The sequence below is a fragment of the Streptococcus parasanguinis genome (genome assembly GCF_015556095.1).
In the GTDB taxonomy this organism is placed as follows: Bacteria; Bacillota; Bacilli; order Lactobacillales; family Streptococcaceae; genus Streptococcus; species Streptococcus parasanguinis_Q.
In genome coordinates this window covers 1-18,675 of record NZ_JADNLT010000012.1, presented here as the reverse complement: position 1 = coordinate 18,675, position 18,675 = coordinate 1, and the positions used below count along the sequence as shown (strand labels likewise).

The 18,675-nt window shown below is 42.4% G+C and carries 13 protein-coding genes and 2 pseudogenes; 1 reads left to right on the top strand and 14 read right to left on the bottom strand.

Annotated features, from left to right (window positions below; translation table 11 throughout):
• Nucleotides 1–40: 40 nt before the first annotated feature.
• The 3 genes and pseudogenes from I2E70_RS09260 to I2E70_RS10605 all read right to left on the bottom strand — a co-directional run.
• Entirely contained in the window at nt 41–2,026 is a 1,986-nt protein-coding gene (locus I2E70_RS09260) for a peptide ABC transporter substrate-binding protein (protein WP_049473968.1), read from the bottom strand.
• Between the two features lie 585 nt (nt 2,027–2,611).
• A complete protein-coding gene (locus I2E70_RS09255; protein WP_195424529.1) occupies nt 2,612–3,649 on the bottom strand; it encodes a M42 family metallopeptidase in 1,038 nt (345 codons plus the stop codon).
• A 550-nt stretch (nt 3,650–4,199) separates the two neighbouring features.
• Nucleotides 4,200–4,406, bottom strand: a pseudogene (locus tag I2E70_RS10605) (IS3 family transposase); the annotation flags it as partial.
• 381 nt (nt 4,407–4,787) lie between these two features.
• On the opposite strand from I2E70_RS10605, the gene gshAB reads away from it, so the two are divergent.
• Nucleotides 4,788–7,052 carry a bifunctional glutamate--cysteine ligase GshA/glutathione synthetase GshB gene (gshAB, locus tag I2E70_RS09245; protein ID WP_195424527.1) on the top strand — a complete coding sequence of 755 codons (2,265 nt, stop codon included), beginning with the start codon at nt 4,788–4,790 and terminating at the stop codon, nt 7,050–7,052.
• Between the two features lie 120 nt (nt 7,053–7,172).
• Here the strand turns inward: gshAB and I2E70_RS09240 are convergent.
• The 11 genes and pseudogenes from I2E70_RS09240 to gtfA form a co-directional block, all read right to left on the bottom strand.
• Nucleotides 7,173–7,556: pseudogene (locus tag I2E70_RS09240) on the bottom strand (transposase); the annotation flags it as partial.
• Nucleotides 7,557–7,562: 6 nt separating this feature from the next.
• Nucleotides 7,563–7,772, bottom strand: a complete 210-nt coding sequence (locus I2E70_RS09235; protein WP_031573799.1) for a hypothetical protein — start codon at nt 7,770–7,772, stop codon at nt 7,563–7,565.
• Between the two features lie 132 nt (nt 7,773–7,904).
• Complete coding sequence (locus I2E70_RS09230) at nt 7,905–8,351, bottom strand: NADAR family protein (protein WP_195424525.1); 447 nt, start codon at nt 8,349–8,351, stop codon at nt 7,905–7,907.
• Complete coding sequence (locus tag I2E70_RS09225; protein WP_195424523.1) at nt 8,338–8,982, bottom strand: hypothetical protein; 645 nt, start codon at nt 8,980–8,982, stop codon at nt 8,338–8,340. The genes I2E70_RS09230 and I2E70_RS09225 overlap by 14 nt, the downstream gene beginning before the upstream one ends.
• A gap of 198 nt (nt 8,983–9,180) precedes the next feature.
• Complete coding sequence (locus I2E70_RS09220; protein ID WP_070506286.1) at nt 9,181–9,681, bottom strand: DUF3592 domain-containing protein; 501 nt, start codon at nt 9,679–9,681, stop codon at nt 9,181–9,183.
• Between the two features lie 179 nt (nt 9,682–9,860).
• Entirely contained in the window at nt 9,861–10,445 is a 585-nt protein-coding gene (locus I2E70_RS09215) for a DUF1307 domain-containing protein (protein ID WP_003007820.1), read from the bottom strand.
• Nucleotides 10,446–10,573: 128 nt separating this feature from the next.
• Nucleotides 10,574–11,572, bottom strand: a complete 999-nt coding sequence (gene galE, locus I2E70_RS09210) for a UDP-glucose 4-epimerase GalE (RefSeq protein WP_003007821.1) — start codon at nt 11,570–11,572, stop codon at nt 10,574–10,576.
• 63 nt (nt 11,573–11,635) lie between these two features.
• A complete protein-coding gene (gene galT, locus I2E70_RS09205; RefSeq protein ID WP_003007822.1) occupies nt 11,636–13,108 on the bottom strand; it encodes a UDP-glucose--hexose-1-phosphate uridylyltransferase in 1,473 nt (490 codons plus the stop codon).
• A 12-nt stretch (nt 13,109–13,120) separates the two neighbouring features.
• Nucleotides 13,121–14,299: a galactokinase gene (locus I2E70_RS09200; protein ID WP_229060294.1), complete on the bottom strand. Its 1,179-nt coding sequence runs from the start codon at nt 14,297–14,299 to the stop codon at nt 13,121–13,123.
• Nucleotides 14,300–14,539: 240 nt separating this feature from the next.
• On the bottom strand, nt 14,540–16,972 hold the full coding sequence (locus I2E70_RS09195) for a glycoside hydrolase family 3 N-terminal domain-containing protein (RefSeq protein WP_195424521.1): 2,433 nt from the start codon (nt 16,970–16,972) through the stop codon (nt 14,540–14,542).
• A 126-nt stretch (nt 16,973–17,098) separates the two neighbouring features.
• Entirely contained in the window at nt 17,099–18,541 is a 1,443-nt protein-coding gene (gtfA, locus tag I2E70_RS09190; RefSeq protein ID WP_195424520.1) for a sucrose phosphorylase, read from the bottom strand.
• Between the last annotated feature and the right edge of the window lie 134 nt (nt 18,542–18,675).

Here is an 18,675-nt window from a genome sequence, read left to right as displayed (position 1 = left end):
GATCCAAAAAAACCGAGGCATCAGCCTCGGTTATCGATTCTTATTTGACGTGTTTCTTAAGATCTTCTTGTGCTTTTTTGTTTGACTCTGCTTGTTCTTTTTGCCATTTTTCAAGGGCTTTGTTGTAGTCAGCAGTTGTCACAGCTTTATCTTGGAGTTTCATTCCTTTGTAGATCACGTGGTCTTTTCCTTTACCACCAGTCCATGCAAATGGAGCTGAGAATGGTTCGATACGTGTCAAGAATGGACGTCCAGTTGATGAAGAAGTTGGCATAACAAGGGCGCTATCTGTCAACCAAGCTTGTGCTGCCGCATATTTTTCATAGCGTTTGTTGACGTCTTGTGTTTCTGCACCAGCATCTTTGATCATCTTTTCAAAGTCGTACAAACCAACTTTTTTAGCTGCTTCATTGTTTTCGCTTGGGTCAAATCCAAGGAAAGTCTTAGTATTTTCACCAGATGAAGCTTTCAAGATATCCATGTAAGTTGATGGGTCTTGGTAGTCAGGGCTCCATCCAACATTATCAGAGAGATCCCAGTCTTCGCCAGCCGCATTTGGCGCAAAGAGGGTCACATTTTGAAGGTCTTCTTTCGAAAGCATTTGGATATCGATGACGACATTTTCTTTACCAAGCGCTTCTTCAACTGATTGTTTGAAAGATTGCACCCGTTGAACTCTTGATGGAGTGGTTTGGTCTACAGGCATATCGATGTGAATTGGGAATTTCACACCATCTGCTTCCAAGGCAGTCTTCGCTTTTGCAAACTCTTCCTTCGCTTTCTTCGCATCGAAGAGACCGTTTTGACCATCATCTAGTTTAGTAGATTTCCACTCATCTCCATAGGTATCCAATTGTGTTTTTACCATTTCACCGAAGGTCTTGCCATCAGCTTGGACAAATGTTGGTGGAATGTAGAGGTTACGGATGATCTTGCTTGCTCCGTCTTTTCCGTTCAATTGAGCAGCATAAACTTCACGGTTGAAGGCAAAGCTGATCGCTTGACGGAAGTCCTTGTTCAAGAGGGCTTTCTTAGTAGATTGTTTTTCTTCATCGGTCTTTTTAGCTGTGTGTTTGTAAGATTGACGGTCTATGTTGGTACCAATGACATAAGAAGCAGCATCTTGAGGAGTGTAGGTGATTTCATCTTTAAATTCTTTGGCTTGCTCTGAGTAACCAGATCCAGTTGGGAAGAGTTTTGCCAAGCTAAGAGCATTTTCACCGAATGATTTCGCCAGTTTACTTTGGTCTTGTCCATCGTAGAATTCCAATTTTACATCTGAGACGTAGACCTTGTCTTTATCCCAGTAGTTTTCATTCTTGGTCATTTCGATAGAAGATTTAGAAGTAAAGCTCTTCAAGATGTAAGGACCATTGTAAAGAAGGGAGCTGGTGTCACTTGCTTGAGCGAATTTATCCCCTTTTGATTTCACGAATTTTTCGTTGACAGGGAAAGTGATCCCAAGAGTCAATTTAGAGTTCCAGTAAGATTCTGGTTGGTTCAAAGTGATTTGAAGGGTATGATCATCAACTGCTTTTACTCCTACAGCTGAGAAATCTTTATTTTTACCACTGACGTAGTCATTCAAGCCTTTGATAGAATCTTGGATGATGTAGAGCATTTCTGATTTGTTATCAGCCGCATATTTGATCCCTGTGACGAAATCTTTAGCTGTTACATCCGCATACTCTTCGCCTTCTGAATCATACCATTTAGCATCGTCACGAAGTTTATAAGTATAAGTCAAGCCATCTTGCGAAACTGTCCAATCTTTTGCAAGAGATGGAATCAAGTTACCGTATTTGTCATTTTCAAATAAACCATCAATCAAGTTTCCTGTGATATCGTGGGTTGCTGCTTTACCAGATGTGATATAGTTCAAGTTTTCAGGTTCCGTCTCATAGACATATGAGAATTTTTGGCCGTTGCTTGAGCTAGATGATTTCGAACCACCAGAACAAGCCGCTAAGATCCCTGCTGAAAGGAGGGCAACTCCCGCAAGTGCAATGACATTTCTTTTTTTCATGTAAAACTCCTTAAGAAATTTTAAGTTTATTTTAAGATTATACCACAAAGGTTTTCAGAAGAAAAGGAATTTTCAGAAAATTTTTGTATTATGAAAAAAACTACTCCGAAGAGTAGTTATTAATTTAAGTTTAAAACTTATTTGAGACTTTCCTTAGGTGACTACGGACGTTAGGTGAAATTATCCAGTGGATGATTTCAGCAATCCAGGAAGTTCCATGACTAATTAAGATACAAAGGGCGTCTGCGGATACAGTCAAAATAGGAAGTTTGACGCAGAATCTTTCGATTCTAGGAGAACTTATCTTTTTGACACAATCCGCAGCCCGTGTTCAATTAGTTTTGAACCCTTCGCTTTTCAATTTTTAGGCTCAGGCTAAAACAGTTCCCCGAACTGTTTTACTTTCAAAACTCCCGAGTGCTTGAAATGATTCTATTTCAAGCACTTTTCTCACGGCGGAAAGTCTCAGTTTTGATTTGAAAAACTATAAGGACTGGATATTTTATAAAAAGACTTCTTATGTTATTTTCTAAGAAAAAACATTATTTTCTTTCTCAAACTAGCTCACAAAAGTAGTTCCAATTTTTATTCTACTAAGTCGCTCTTGAGGTAGGCATCGACCATGCGCTCTGTTGCGACTACAGAATCCAAATGAGTCCGCTCATATGAGTGGCTAGATTCGATCCCTGCTCCGAGGAGGGCATGTTTGACTTCTGCTCCTGCGCTCATGGCTGCAGAGGCATCTGATCCATAGAAAGGATAGATATCCAACTTATAAGGGATTTCTTGAGCTTTTGCAAGAGCTACTAAATGCTGACGGAATTCGTAATGATATGGTCCAGAAGCGTCTTTGACACAGATGGATACCGTGTATTCATCCGTCGCTTGGTCGTCTCCCATAGCTCCCATGTCCACTGCCAAGTATTCGACCACTTCAGCTGGAATACTAGAATTAGCCCCATGTCCCACTTCTTCAAAGACTGAAAAGGCAAAGGTGGTCGTTACTGGCAATTGGATCTGTTCTTCCTTATACACGCGCAGAAGATTCAAGAGAATCGCCGCACTCACCTTGTCATCTAAGTGACGAGATTTGATAAAGCCAGTATCAGTCACAATGGTCCGTGGATCAAAGCTGACAAAATCACCTACTTCAATGCCAAGGGCACGGGTTTCTTTTTCATTGCTCACTTTTTCATCCAGACGGACTTCCATATTGTCCTGGGTCCGCTCGACAGTCCCTGCATCCTTGTAGACGTGGCAAGAAGTCTGATGGACCAAAATCGTACCAGAATGGGGCTTTCCGGTATTAGCCACATGTACCGTACAATTTTCCCCTTCAATCATATTCCAAGGGAAACCGCCGATACGGTCTAGCTTGAGGCGGCCATCTGCTTTCACCGCGCGGACAATAGCTCCCAAGGTATCCACATGGGCTGTGACATAGCGTTGCTTGTCTGTGATCACACCAGGCACGGTCACATTCACCCCACCCTTAGCAGTCCGAGTTACTTCGTACCCAAAGCCTTCAATGGTTTTGACCAAGTAGTCTGCGATCTCACGTGTATAACCGGTCGGGGAAGGAATGGCTGTCAATTCCTGCAAATAAGTCACTGTCTGATTCATAATGCCTCCAAATGTGTTTTTCTTTATTCTAGCATGAAATAGGTGGAATAGCTAGAGGAGAGGTTACAGGTTGGAGTTTTTCAACTCTTCCCGTATTTGCATTAGGAGAAAGCCAGAGTTCTATTTATATTTTCAACACATTTTGGGAGAGATTCATTTAGTGCACCTAAAATAAAAAAAGAAACTTGTCCACAACTAACGGTGTCTAAACAAGTTCCACGCAGGCTATTTCAATGGTGATACATAATTATCAGGATAAAATATGATGTAATTTTTGACAATATCTGTTAGACTATCTTCAGTTATGTTTCTCCACTTATGGAGATAGAAGGTTTCAGACTTGAGAACAGAGTGAAACCATTCGATACAGCCATTATCTGCTATTTCGCCTCTTTTCTGAGAATTCTTACACTCCTGTTTCCAGCGATAAAGGTGGAGCGTTTGACGCCGAAACATTCTAAAATAATCGATACAGGGCACGTTTTCTTATACTCTTCTACTAGCTTGATAAGACTTACTTTGTCGATTCTCTTATCAAGTTCTGATACTTTTTTAGTAATTCTACCTGCAAACGTAACTGTTCCACTTCAGATAACTGTTTCATCCCATTACCATAAGTATATTGTTTCCCCACGGGTTGTTGGAAACGGTACAATTCATCATTCTGATACCATCGCTACCAGGTCTTGGCCTGACTAGCATTTTTGATGCTGAGGGTATCCATGATAACTTTATTTGATTTGCCTGCCTTCTTCATTTCGATACAGGCTAGCTTAGTTTCTACTGAATATGCTTTTTGACCATAACAAAACACCCCTGTTTCTAGTTTACCAGAATTCAACAGGAGTGTTTTCTTGTGTCTCATTTTATGGGTGCAGTGCCGACCCTAGGGATTCTTTCGTTCTCATATATACGTCATTAGTATAGGCTAATTTGATTTAAATTCCAAGAGAAATAACATTTTACATAAAAATCAGTGGGTATTTTACAATTTTTGCATATAATAGAGCTAAAAAACAATTGGTTTTAAGAATTCTTATCTGAAACATTCGGAAATTCCCCTTAACCGTAGCGGAAAGTTGTTTTCTTCTCCTATTTATAATAGACTATCACTAACATTAGATGAAAAGGTGACTCTATGACTATAAATCAACTGCTTCAAAAGCTGGAGCCTACTAGCCCTATCCTTCAAGCTAACTTTGGAATTGAACGCGAAAGTCTTCGTGTCGATAGACAGGGAAAATTAGCACATACGCCTCACCCTTCATGGCTAGGAGCTCGAAGTTTCCACCCTTATATTCAAACAGATTTTTGTGAGTTTCAGATGGAACTCATCACACCAGTTGCTAAATCTACCACTGAGGCTCGTCGATTTCTTGGAGCCATTACCGATGTAGCTGGACGTTCCATCAGTAAAGATGAACTTCTCTGGCCCTTGTCCATGCCTCCTCGTATCAACGCCCAAGAAATCCAAGTTGCCCAACTGGAAAATGAATTTGAACGCTATTATCGTAACTACCTGGCCGAAAAATACGGAACTAAACTACAAGCTATCTCAGGTATCCACTATAATATGGAACTAGGGAAAGATTTGGTTGAGGCCCTATTCCAAGAAAGTAATCAGACCGATATAATTGCCTTCAAAAACGCCCTCTATCTTAAGCTGGCTCAAAACTACTTGCGCTACCGTTGGGTGATTACCTATCTTTTTGGGGCTGCACCTGTTGCTGAGCAAGGCTTCTTCGACCAAGAAGTGCCTGAACTCGTGCGTTCCTTCCGAAACAGCGACCATGGTTATGTCAATAAGGAAGAAATACAAGTATCTTTTGCAAGCCTAGAAGACTATGTCTCTGCCATCGAAAACTATATCGAACAAGGTGATTTGATTGCGGAAAAGGAATTTTACTCGGCTGTTCGTTTCCGTGGACAAAAGGTTAATCGCTCCTTCCTTGACAAGGGAATCACCTACCTGGAATTCCGTAACTTCGACCTCAACCCCTTTGAGCGTATCGGTATTAGCCAAACTACCATGGATACCGTACACCTACTCCTTCTAGCCTTCCTCTGGCTGGATGCCCCTGAAAATGTTGATCAGGCTCTGGCTCAAGGTCACGCGCTGAATGAAAAAATTGCCCTCTCTCATCCTTTAGAACCTCTACCTTCTGAAGCTGAAACTCAGAACATTACGACAGCTCTAGACCAACTGGTGCAACATTTTGGGCTTGGTGACTATCATCAAGGTCTGGTCAAACAAGTTAAAGATGCCTTTGCAGATTCCAGTCAGACACTAGCTGCTCAACTTCTTCCTCATATCAAAGACAAGTCCCTTTCTGACTTTGCCCTTGACAAGGCGCTTGCCTATCATGATTACGACTGGACTGCCCACTATGCCCTTAAGGGTTATGAGGAGATGGAACTTTCTACCCAGATGCTGCTCTTTGATGCCATTCAAAAAGGGCTTCATTTTGAAATCCTAGATGAGCAGGATCAATTCCTTAAACTCTGGCATAAAGATCATGTTGAGTACGTCAAAAATGGTAACATGACCTCAAAAGACAACTATGTAGTTCCTCTTGCCATGGCTAATAAAACCGTGACCAAAAAAATCCTGGCTGATGCTGGCTTCCCTGTCCCTGCCGGCGACGAATTTACCAGTCTAGAACAAGGTCTAGCCTACTATCCTCTTATCAAGGGCAAGCAAATTGTGGTTAAACCAAAATCAACCAACTTCGGGCTGGGCATTTCCATTTTCCAAGAGCCTGCCAGCCTTGATAACTATAAGAAAGCTCTCGAGATTGCCTTTGCAGAAGATACAGCTGTTCTTGTTGAAGAATTTATCCCAGGAACCGAATACCGTTTCTTCATTCTGGACGGGCGTTGTGAGTCTGTCCTCCTTCGTGTCGCTGCTAATGTTGTCGGTGATGGCAAACACACCATTCGTGAATTAGTCGCTCAGAAAAATGCCAATCCATTGCGAGGCCGTGACCACCGCTCACCTCTGGAAATCATTAAGCTAGGAGACATTGAACAATTGATGTTGACTCAGCAAGGTTATGCACCTGATGATATTCTCCCAGAAGGGAAAAAGGTCAATCTCCGCCGTAACTCCAACATTTCTACGGGTGGTGACTCTATTGATGTCACTGAGACAATAGATTCCTCTTACCAAGAATTGGCAGCAGCTATGGCAACTAGCATGGGGGCCTGGGCTTGCGGGGTTGACCTCATCATTCCAGATAAAACTCAGCCTGCTAGCAAGGAAAAACCTCATTTCACTTGTATCGAGCTCAACTTCAATCCCGCTATGTATATTCACACCTATTGTGCTGAAGGTCCTGGACAAGCTATCACTCCAAAAATTCTAGACAAGCTTTTTCCAGAAGTTGCCACAAGTCAAACCTAAAACCTGATTCTTAGGAACAAACAAATCACCTTTATCTCGATGATATGATACCTCTTAAGTAGACAAGGTAAATACCTAAAATCTACGGCTCTTTGTCAACTTTAGTGGGTTGAAGAAAAGCTAAGCTCGAGAAAGGACAAATTTCGTCCTTTCTTTTTTGATATTCAGAGCGATGAAAATTCGCTTCTTGAAGTTTTCAAAGTTCCGAAAACCAAAGGCATTGCGTTTGATAAGTTTGATGAGATTATTAGTCGCTTCCAATTTTGCGTTGGAATAGGATAACTGAAGGTCATTGATGATTTTCCCTTTGTCCTTTAGAAATGTTTTAAAGACAGTCTGAAAAAGAGAATGAACCTTCTTTATATTGTCTTCAATGAGTCCAAAAAATTTCTCTGGTTCCTTATTCTGAAAGTGAAAAAGCAAGAGCTGATAGAGATTATAGTGGTATTTCAAGTCTTCTGAATAGCTCAAAAGCTTGTCTAGGATTTCTTTATTGCCTAAATTGTCAAATTAAGTTAGACTTTTCAAGTAACTCAGAAAAACTTGGTAGGGTGATTGAAATAGTTCTAATGGTAATTCATAGACTACCCTCTGTTCAGCTATTCCCCCTTCATCTGTAACAAAAAAATATTTCTCATGATGTCGCCAAATATGTTGTCCATAACCTTTTATTTCCTCAAACTTACTAACTTCTTCCCAGCCTAGTTTACTATATTTCATGTATGTTCTCCGATCTTTTCACTAATATCTTACATTACACCTTCAGAAATATCTCCTGTTGATCATTGTAACTATCTAGTTGACTGTTATACAAAACCCAGACTGTTAAATGGAATAGCTAGAGGAGAGAACTTACAGGGTAGAGTTTTTCAACTCTTCCCGTACTTGCATTAAGAGAAGGCCTAGCTTGTTCTTCCCAGAGCCATCTCCTCCATCAGCCCAGTAGTCGTCATTTCGTGTATGTTCGATGAGGATGGCATCTCCTGTCGCGAGCAATTCTTTCGCGATTTCTGGATTTTGGATAAATTTCATTCGAAGCGCCTGGAGCATCACTTTATCTTTGACCTCTTCCCAATCTGGTCTCAAGGGATTTTGACGATTGCGTCCCTCTATAGCAGCATCCATTGGAGATACTATCTGACGAATTTTCTCTTGAATTTCAGGCACTAAAAACTTTTGTGCTTGAAAATAATGCTCTGATGTTGGCCAGATATTGCTACCATCTGAAAAAGAGTAGGGAGCAAAATTGGACATAAAACCATAATCATCATTTACTTTATAAAATTTAATTTCTTTCACCTTTATCCTCGATTCCAAAATCTCCTAATGATTTGTTCTTTTCTTTTAATAACTGTGTCACATAGTCAGAATCTACCTTGAGGAATAGCTTCAAGGTATCATGAATTCGCCAATAATTATCCTCAGGTTTGTCCAAGATGGTTGCAAGGAAGTGTTTCAAGTAGGGGATGTATTCCGTATAATGTTCCTCACTAACCAAGCGATATATTTTTGAAATATCATAATATCCAGTCTCAGCCTGTTCGATGATTTTACAAACATAAGGACAAATTTCTCCTCTAGCCATCTTCTCTTCGCCCAAATCATACCGGCTCGCCCAATAATTTACGATATCATATAGAAAAATCCGATTGGTATCATCATAGCCATACAGACGATGCGAAATCATCCACTCTAATTGCCCTTGACTGAACATCTGAGTCAAGACATCAAAGCCTTCTCTAATTCCCCAAATGGTCAACAATCGAGAGGCTTGATAACGTAAATAGTCATCATCACTGTCCAATAATGAAGTCAACTTTTGAATGGTTTCTTCAGGAACATCCTCTAGATCAACATCTTCCAATATATCTGCATAATCAACCCCTTCAGGGACTTTATAAAATAAATCTTCAAATTCTTTATTGTTCATCACTTCTCCATTATTTTGGGAATTATTTTCAACGTCAATCCACTAAAGTCACCGGAAAAACATCTTCCCCTCTTTTCATTCTTTCTTCCATTTCTTTCCACTCTAGAACTAATTTATATAGTTCTTTTGTAGAAATAAAGCAAGGGTCTCCTAATATTTCTTCCTCAAATTGGAAGTAAACTGCATTCTCTTATTCCGTTACATGACATAGAAAAAAGTAACTATCACAATCAATAATATATAGAGAGTACCAAAAATAATGATATGTAATCGTAAGATTCTGTCATGACCTGGATACCTTTCAACGTAGCCTTGTTTAGGTTTTTGGGGATTACACCATACCGTCATTTTAGAACCAATTGGGAATATTTTTCTTAAATCTAATACATGATAAGGACTTCTGATAAATTTTGTATCAAATACGTCAGCTTTCGCTTTTTTCGAAGTTGTTGTTTCAAAAGTTGAATAAGAGAAACGTTTTTGATATATTTTTCCTTCTACCACATATTCAACAACTGGTAAGGCAGCTAAATCCGAACCATTTAAATAACTATGTTTAACCACTTCTCCAATAACTTGCATAGTTGAATATTTCTGGATATTCTTCTCCCTTTTATAGAATAAAAAATATATTAAAAGGAGGAAGCCAAAAAAAGCTGTGAAGGTGAATATTATTTGAATATATAGGGCTTTCGTCATTTTACAACCGCCTTACTATTTAAAATATATGAATAGAATTTAGTTTAAGGATTTTCTTTATTCCTTTGCCAATCATTCTTTAAACTCACTTTTGTTTAAATCCTATTCTACCAAAATATACCCATGAATTCATACTAAAACAAAAAGAGAGCAGCAAACTGAGTTGCTCTCCTTTTGGTTTATTTTTCGACCATTCCGCCTTTGATAAGACTGTCTTTCGTTACTGAATAACTAACTGTTTTGTCATCTAAAGGATTAAAGCCTGGGACGATTTCTTTTAATTTATTAAAATCGATTTTTGTGTAATCAATGGTATTGCGGATATAAAAGATTCCGTCTTTATATTCTGATGTTAGTTCAAATCCATGTCCCATCAGATCTTTGAATTTTTCTTGGCTCTTGGCAACGGCTTCTTTCATGGTTTCAAGAGGGTTCTCACCAGGAACTTTTGAGACGTCGTAATCATCAACTTTTTCTTGTAATAACAAGGTATCTCCCTTGTAATACAAGGTGATGGTTGACTTACCTGCTTCATCACTCGTTTCGAGAACGGTTTTTTGTGCACCTGCTAGTGCATCTTCTTTTTTGCTTTCATCAGTTGATGACTCTTTTGTCTTTTCTTTAGCGGATGATTTGCTTGTTGCTTTACTGGTCGCCTTAGTAGACGATGGACTAGTAGATTTTGTACTCTCTTTTTGTGCGCAACCAGCTAAAAGAAGACCCGCTGTCAAGAAGACGGCTAACATTTTTGTGGTTTTATTCATTTTGAATACCTCACTTTTTTATGATGGTTAAGGAAATGACTGACGTCTGAAACGAGTCATTTAGCAAGATCAACTGTCGTTTTAGATGTTATTAAAAAAGTCTCAAAAATGATGTCCCCAGTCCCTCCTTATCGATCATTGTAGCCATCTGGGTGGCTGGAATGCCAAGCCCAGGCTGTTTGGATAATGGTTTCGATATTGTCAAATTTTGGCTGCCAGCCAAGGATGGCACGCGCCTTCTCAGAGGATGCGATCAGAGTATCTGGATCACCTGGTCTGCGATCGGCCAGCTCAAGTGGGATCGGATGTCCCGTCACCTTGCGAGCTGCTTCAACGATTTGAAGATTGGAGAATCCGGTCGATGAGCCCAGATTAAAGGCGGTCGATTCATTCCCTTTTCGGAGATACTCCACCGCTAAAAGATGAGCATCTGCCAAGTCAAATGGATGGACATAGTCCCGAACATTGGTGCCATCTGGTGTCTTATAGTCATCTCCAAAAATAGAGATCTTCTCGCGTTTGCCTTGGGCTACTTGTAAGACGATTGGCAAGAGATGGGTCTCGGGTCCATGGTCTTCTCCGATAGATCCGTCAGGCTTGGCACCTGCTACATTAAAGTAACGAAGGGGCACATACTTGATGCCGTAGGCTTGATCAGCCCAACGCATAATGGTTTCCATCATGAGCTTGCTTTCGCCATAAGGGTTGATTGGTTTTTGAGGAGTGGTTTCAAGAATCGGAATTTCTTCTGGAATGCCGTAGGTGGCAGCAGTTGAAGAAAAGACGATGTAGTGCACCCCACATTCATGCATGACTTCCAAGAGCTTGACCATGCCTGCTGTATTGTTATCAAAATATTTCAATGGATCGGCCATGGACTCAGCGACCAGTGAGTAGGCCGCAAAGTGGATGACGGCGTCAATATCTGCATGTTCCTTAAAAACAGTGCGCATAAAGTCTTGATCCGCCAGATCTCCTTGGTAAAAGACGGCATCTGGATGCACCGCTGCACGGTGACCTGTGACCAGACTATCGACCACGACGACTTTTTCCTGTCCTTCATTGACCAAACGGTCCACCATATGGGAACCGATGTAACCAGCTCCTCCGAGTACGAGTATTGCCATTTGTTTTCCTTTCGCTTATTGTCTTCTCTCTTATTGTACCAAATTTCTGCCGCTTCTCCACACTTAAAGTGTCGCAACAAAGCGTCTAAAGGCAGCTTGTCCTTCTGATGTTCTCTTGTAGACTCCAGCATCTTCCAGCACGCGCGCAAAGATCTGGCCAACTGATTCACGGACAAGGGCCTCTGCCTCTGCTTCTTCTGTGATAGCTGGGTGAGTGGCTTTCAAATCATCTGCCCAAGGCTGGTGGTAGGTCGCTACCGTGCTCTCACGTCCAAGCAAATAGTCTTGAACCTGCTTGAGCTCTTCCTTGAGGCGAGGTGGCAAAATGGCCAAGCCCATGACTTCGATCAGGCCGATATTTTCTTTTTTGATGTGTTGCACATCCGCATGTGGGTGATAAATGCCATCGGGATGCTCTGGTGAGGTTTGGTTGTCACGGAGCACCAAGTCCAGTTCATAATGCCCATCACGAATTCGTGCAATGGGGGTAATGGTATGGTGGGGCTGACCGTCGGATGCCGCTAAGACTTGAACGGCTGGATCCGAGTAGCCTCGCCAGGCTGTTAGGATATGGTCTGCCAGGGCAATCAATTGCGCCTTGTTGTCCGATTGCAACCGGAGAACCGACATGGGCCAATTGACAATTCCTACCGATACAGCCTCAAATCCCTCAACGCTAAAGCTTTCCTCAACAGGAGCTAGCTCCATAGGGAAGGTATGGCGTCCGCCTTGGTAATGGTCATGAGTCAGGATGGATCCCCCTACAATGGGCAGGTCTGCATTGGACCCTGCAAAATAGCCTGGGAAAGTCTCGACAATGGTCAAGAGTCGCTCAAAGGTCTTGCGGCTAATGGCCATAGGAACATGCTGGCTATCGAGGAAAATGCAGTGTTCATTGAAGTAGGCATAAGGGGAATATTGAAAGCCCCAATCATGACCGTCCATATCAAAGCGAATAATCCTGTGATTAGCCCGGGCTGGATGGTCTAGGCGACCTTGATAGCCTTCATTTTCAAAACACAATTGGCAGGCTGGATAATGACTAGCTTTGGCAAGCTTGGCCGCCGCAATGTCTTTAGGATCTTTTTCAGGTTTTGACAGATTAATGGTGATTTCAAGAGAACCGTAGGGAGTTTCTGCCTCAAAGGCAATGTTTTGCGCAATGGCTTTGACTTTGATGTAATCATTGCGCTTAGAGAGGGCATAGAAATCTGCAATCGCGTCTTCTTTGGACTGACGGTAGGTCTCCCAAAAGCGATGGTTGACCTGACTAGGGCTAGGGGTGATCCAATCCATCAACTCCGCACCCAAACTGTCTTTTGCGGCCATACCATCCTGGATCTTGCTATTTGCAACAGCGATCTCTACCAGCTGATCTTTGAGTGCGATCAACTCTTCTTTTTGGGCTGGAGCATCTAGCCCTTCTTCTCCAACGCGACTCATGATGCGATTTTTTAGATAAATCCGATCCATCTCTTCGTAGTCACTCGCCGCAATGACGGCTGTGACAAATGCATCTAATACCTGTTCTGTCATCCTATCTCCTTTTTAATCAAGCACCCGTGTTCCTGCCGCAACCTCTGCAATATAGAAGCTTGGCGCATAGCCAACGACTTCTTCATAGCGTTTGCCGACAGCTTCTTTAAATGCTTCAACCTTATCTTTGTTTACGAGGGCAATGGCACAACCACCAAAGCCTGCTCCAGTCATACGAGCGCCCAAGACGCCTTCTTGTTCCCAGGCTGTATGCACCAAGGTATCCAATTCTAGACCTGTCACTTCGTAGTCATGCTCCAAGGATACGTGGGAAGCGTTCATGAGACGGCCAAAGCCTTCCAAATCACCTGCTTCAAGTGCCTTACGAGCTTGGAGGGTCCGTTGGTTTTCAAGTACAGCATGGCGAGCTCGTTTGATGCGATTTTCATCCTTGATCAAGTAGCTGTAGGCATCAAAAGCCCAGAGATCCAATTCCCCTAAGGTTTGGATATCCAATTTTTCTTGGAGTTCAGAGACGGCAGTTTCACATTCCGCACGGCGTTCATTGTATTTTGAATCCGCTAATTCCCGGCGTTTGTTGGTATTCATGATGACCACGACATTGTCTTTGAGGTCCAGCGGTACCAGATCATACTCTAGGGTGTTGGTATCGAGATAAATAGCCCGTTGATCAGCTCCCATACCGATGGCAAATTGGTCCATGATCCCAGAGTTAACTCCGATGAAGTGATTTTCGGTTTGTTTCCCGATCTTGACCAGATCTAGACGATCTAACTGAAGATCATATAGTTTCTCAGCGATGACGCCAATCAAGAGCTCAAGCGATGCTGAAGAAGAAAGACCGGATCCATTTGGAATATTGCCGTAGACATAGACATCCATACCGCTATCAATGACATGACCAGCTTCTTGCAAGAAGTGGAGCACGCCTTTTGGATAGTTGGTCCAGTTGTGCTCTTTTTCAAAGTGGAGATTTTCAAGTGGAACTTCAATGATCCCCTTGTCTTCAAAGTTTCCTGAGAAGAAACGCAAGACCTTATCCTCACGCTTTCTTGCAGCTCCGTAGGTACCAAGTGTGATGGCTGCTGGGAAAACATGACCACCATTATAGTCCGTGTGTTCACCGATCAGATTGATCCGTCCTGGTGAAAAGAAAGTGTGGTCAGCCTTTTCCCCAAAGACAGCCTGGAATTTTGCTTGTAAATCTTGAGATGTGATTGTTGTCGTCATGAGAAACTCCTTTAGTTTTGTAAACGTTTTTATACTTGTATTATATCTGATCGCAAGTAAAACTTCAAGTGTTTTTAGTAAAATTTTATTAATTTTTTATTTTATGCCCAGAAAGGCGATAACAAAGGGTTTTCCTCCGATTACAACTTCTATTCCATCATTGCCATCTCGAGTTAATTTTAGTAAACTTTTACCAAAAAATCTCAATTGGGAAATCACCCAATTGAGATTCTGAATCCTTTAGTGTTTCTTTCTTGGATAGACAAAAGATCCAAGGAAAGTTAAGAGGCTGATGCCCATGAGGGAGAGGAGGTTCCCTGTTTGACCGGTTTTTGGCAATACCGATGATGCAGGACTTGCTGAAACACTTGCAGGAGCCTGATCAGTGGCTTGTTTCACAGCGATCGGAATAACTTGTGGACGATCAAGAGTGCTAGCTTTTTCTTGCTTGCTAACAAGGACCTGAGTTCCTGTGTTACCAACCTCTACTGGTTGTGTCTGATGGGTTGGTTCTTGGACTGGTGAAGTTGGATCTTGGCCTGGTGAAGTTGGATCTTGGACTTCTGGTGTTGGCAATGGAGCAGGTGCTGGATAGAAAAGACCATGACCAATGCGGTAGGCATACTCTGTTTCCGACATTTTTCCGTCTACAATTTTTGGAATATCAACCGGTAAGGTACCTAGATGTTCCTTGCCATTGAAGATGACTTCCACTCCTGCAGGAATATTAGGACCAAATGCATTGTCTGGTTTGAGGGATTCCGTTGGATCCATTCCCTTATTTCCATAGACTGCTAAAATGGCTTTGGCTGCGGGATAGTTGGCTACATCATAAGGTTTAGAGATAGAAAGGACAGCTGCCTTCTTATGGTTGGTATTGGCATAATTGACGATTTCTGTTGGAATCTTGGTCCGCCAGAAATCTTTATCCAGTTGCCCTTCATAACCGATCTCTGAAATCACTACGATATGGGTGGCTTTTTCAAGGTCTTCTTTTAGACTATCAAGGGTGGATTCCTTAGTGAAGTTCTTGGCCACAAAGGAGGTATCTTTTGGAAGCACTCCATCCGCGATTAAGCGACGCATGCCCAAATTTAGTCCTGGGACTTCATTTTCAAAAGCTCCGAGTAGTAAGACATGGTCCCCTGTTTGCACCTTAAATGGCAAGGTATTGTCTTCATTTTTTACAACCGTCACCGCTGCTGCTGCAATCTTGCGTTCCAAGTCACGGTTGAGGCTAGATCCGACTGCTTCCTCTGCTTTTTCAGCTGTCCGAGCACTTGGATCAAAATTCAGGACCCCACGTTTTTCTTTGAGGGTCAGGATCCGACGAACCGACTCATTTAAGCGTTCTTCTGAGATGTCACCGGTTTGGACCGCATCTACCACTGCATTGACGATGGTATCAATCTTGGTCAAATCGGCTTTGCTGCGAAGGGTCGTTGGCATCAAAACCAGGTCAACTCCGGCTTTGATAGCCATCTTCACGGCTTCCACCTCACCGAAGTTCTTAGCGATAGCATCCATTCCCATGGCATCAGAGACAATCACGCCCTTATAGCCGTATTTCTTCCGTACCAAGCCCGTTAAAATATCATCAGAGAGAGTCGCTGGAACATAGATTTTCTCACCCGTTTCTTTTGACACGACCTGATCTTTTTCAATCTGCGGGTACTGGATATGAGCTGTCATCAAGAGGTCGACCCCTTCATCCATAGCTTTTTTGAATGGAAGGAGTTCTAATTTTTCAAGCTCAGCAAGAGATTTATCCACCAATGGGAGACCCGTATGGGAATCGACCGCTGTATCTCCGTGACCTGGGAAATGCTTGGCTGCTACAGCCACATTGTAGTCCTGAATGCCTTTCATCATCGGAATACCAAGATAGGCAACCCGATTTGGGTCAGATGAGAAGGAACGAAGCCCAATCACAGGATTTTGAGGATTGTTATTGGTATCTAGAACCGGAGCGAAGTCCACATTCAAGCCTAGCGCAGAAAGTTCACGTCCGATGATTTGACCGGCTTCTTTCGCTAGTTTGGGATCATTGGTAGCCCCAATGGCCATATTGCCAGGAAGGGCTGTACCTGTCCCCAAGCGGTAGACGATCCCCCCTTCTTGGTCGATGGCTAATAATAGCGGAATCTTCCCGTTATTGGCTTTGTTTTCAATCGCTGCCTTTTGCATATCTTGCGTCAGAGCCAGGGTCTGCTTGGTCTCTTTGACGTTTTCAGCAAAAAGAATGACGCCTCCAAAATCATATTTATCAATCGCATCTGCTACTTCAGCATTGACCTTGGTGAGATCCTGTGGCGACTCCTGATTAGCCTCCTGCCACTTACGGAAGTCCGGCATGATCATTTGAGTCACCTTTTGTTTAAGTGGCATGTTTTCAATCAGTTTTTCCACTTCAGGAGATGCCGTCTCTGTCAATGTTACCGTTGGGGAGTCAGCAGGGACAGCTGCACGGTCTGTTGAAGTCGGCGTTTCGGCCACTTCTCCCTGATTTTCTGTAGTGGTTTCTGGCGTTGGAGAAGCCACCACCTCTTCTACTGTTGCTGCCGGTTCATTAGCTTGATCCGACGCTTGAGCTGTGTCTGCTTTTGCTGTTTGGACGGATAATAGAGCAAAAGCCGTTAATAGGGCCGCAGATGGATAAATGATTTTTTTCATAAAGCGACCTCCTTTCTTTCAATAGATATTGTACCATTGTTTTATAGTTTTGTAAACGGTTACATGCGATTGTTTTAAAAAAGGATAAGCGTTTTTCACTTATCCCTTTGTTTTCTCGTATGGTTTTTAAAACACAATATCTTGACCATTTTCTGTCACTTGGTAAGTGCCCTCAGCAAGATCGATTCGAGCTACTGCTGTGACAGTTTGGTCTTTATTTTGACGGGTGATGACAATGGTATGTTCATCTGGTGTTTCCACCTCAATGCTTCCTTCTAGGTCAAAAGCTTGCGAGTTGTTCCGGAAACTAAAGATCTTGAGAAGGGATTGTACGACTGGACGCTCTACTTCTTGAGCGATTTCTTCATTGCTGTAGTAATGACGGTTGATATTGCGGCCTTCTTTGGTGTTTTCTAAGAGTTCCAAATCATTCTTCCCAGCTAGGAATCCAACGTAATAAACTTGTGGAATGCCTGGCGCAAAAGCTTGAATTAAACGGGCTAGGAAGTACTTACGATCGTCATCTCCGAGCGCTGAATAGTAGGTCGAATTGATTTGGTAGATGTCCAAGTTGTTGTATTCTGCTGTGGAATATTTACGTTTAACATTTGCTCCTACCTTATAGAGCTCATTTGAAGCATAGTCAATCTCTTCATCTGTCAAGATATCCTTGACATCAACCACCCCAATTCCATCATGGGTATCCAGCGTCGTGAACTGCTTCATCGGACTCATCTTCAACCACTTGGCAAGGCGCTCCACTTTTGAACTATAGAGGCTATAGAGGGTTACCATGGGTAGCGCGAAGTCATAGACATAATAGTCGTGATCGGCAATCTTAAATTGGATGGTATAGTGCTCATGAATCTCTGGAAGAAGCTCAGCACCGTAGCCTGCCGCCATATCGCGCACCTTATCCAACAAATCCCAAATGTCTGGCTCCACGAAGAAATCATTGGTGTCCAATTTCTTCACCGCATAGGCAAAGGCGTCCAAACGAATGAGGTCACAGCCATTGCTCGCCAGGTGTTCGATGGTCTTGCGAATAAAGTCCATGGTCACGTCCTTGGTCACGTCTAGGTCAATCTGCTCTTCCCCGAAAGTATTCCAGAGATGCTCAGTCGTCCCATCCGCAAAAGTGATGGCTTGTTTAGGAGCCCGGTCCTTGCGCTTATAAATCAAATCTACATCTGCTTGAGTCGGACGATTCTCCGGCCAGAACTTGTCCCAGTTGAGAAAGAGATCCTTGTAGGCACTTTGGTCGTGCTTTTCTTGGTAGTCTTTATAATACTTAGACTGGCGGGAAATATGATTGATCATAAAGTCAAACATAAGATAGTACTTGTCCCCCAAGCGTTTGACATCTTCCCAATCTCCAAAGGCTGGATCCACTTGATCATAGTCTACAGGCGCAAAGCCACGATCACCAGTTGATGGAAAAAATGGCAAGAGATGTACTCCACCTACTGCATCTCCAAAATATTTCTCCAGATTTTCATAGAGATCCTTAAGGTTATTTCCTAAGCTATCTGAGTAAGTAATTAACATGGTTTTATTTTGAATTGGCATAATGGTTTCCTTTTCTTTTTTGAAGAGGCTGGGACAAAAGTCCTAGCCTCTCAATTATTTTTGGATTGTCGAGCAAGACGCAGTGGTTGAGTGGGCTCTACTACGCTGATTTCATCAGCTTTTACAGCCCTACT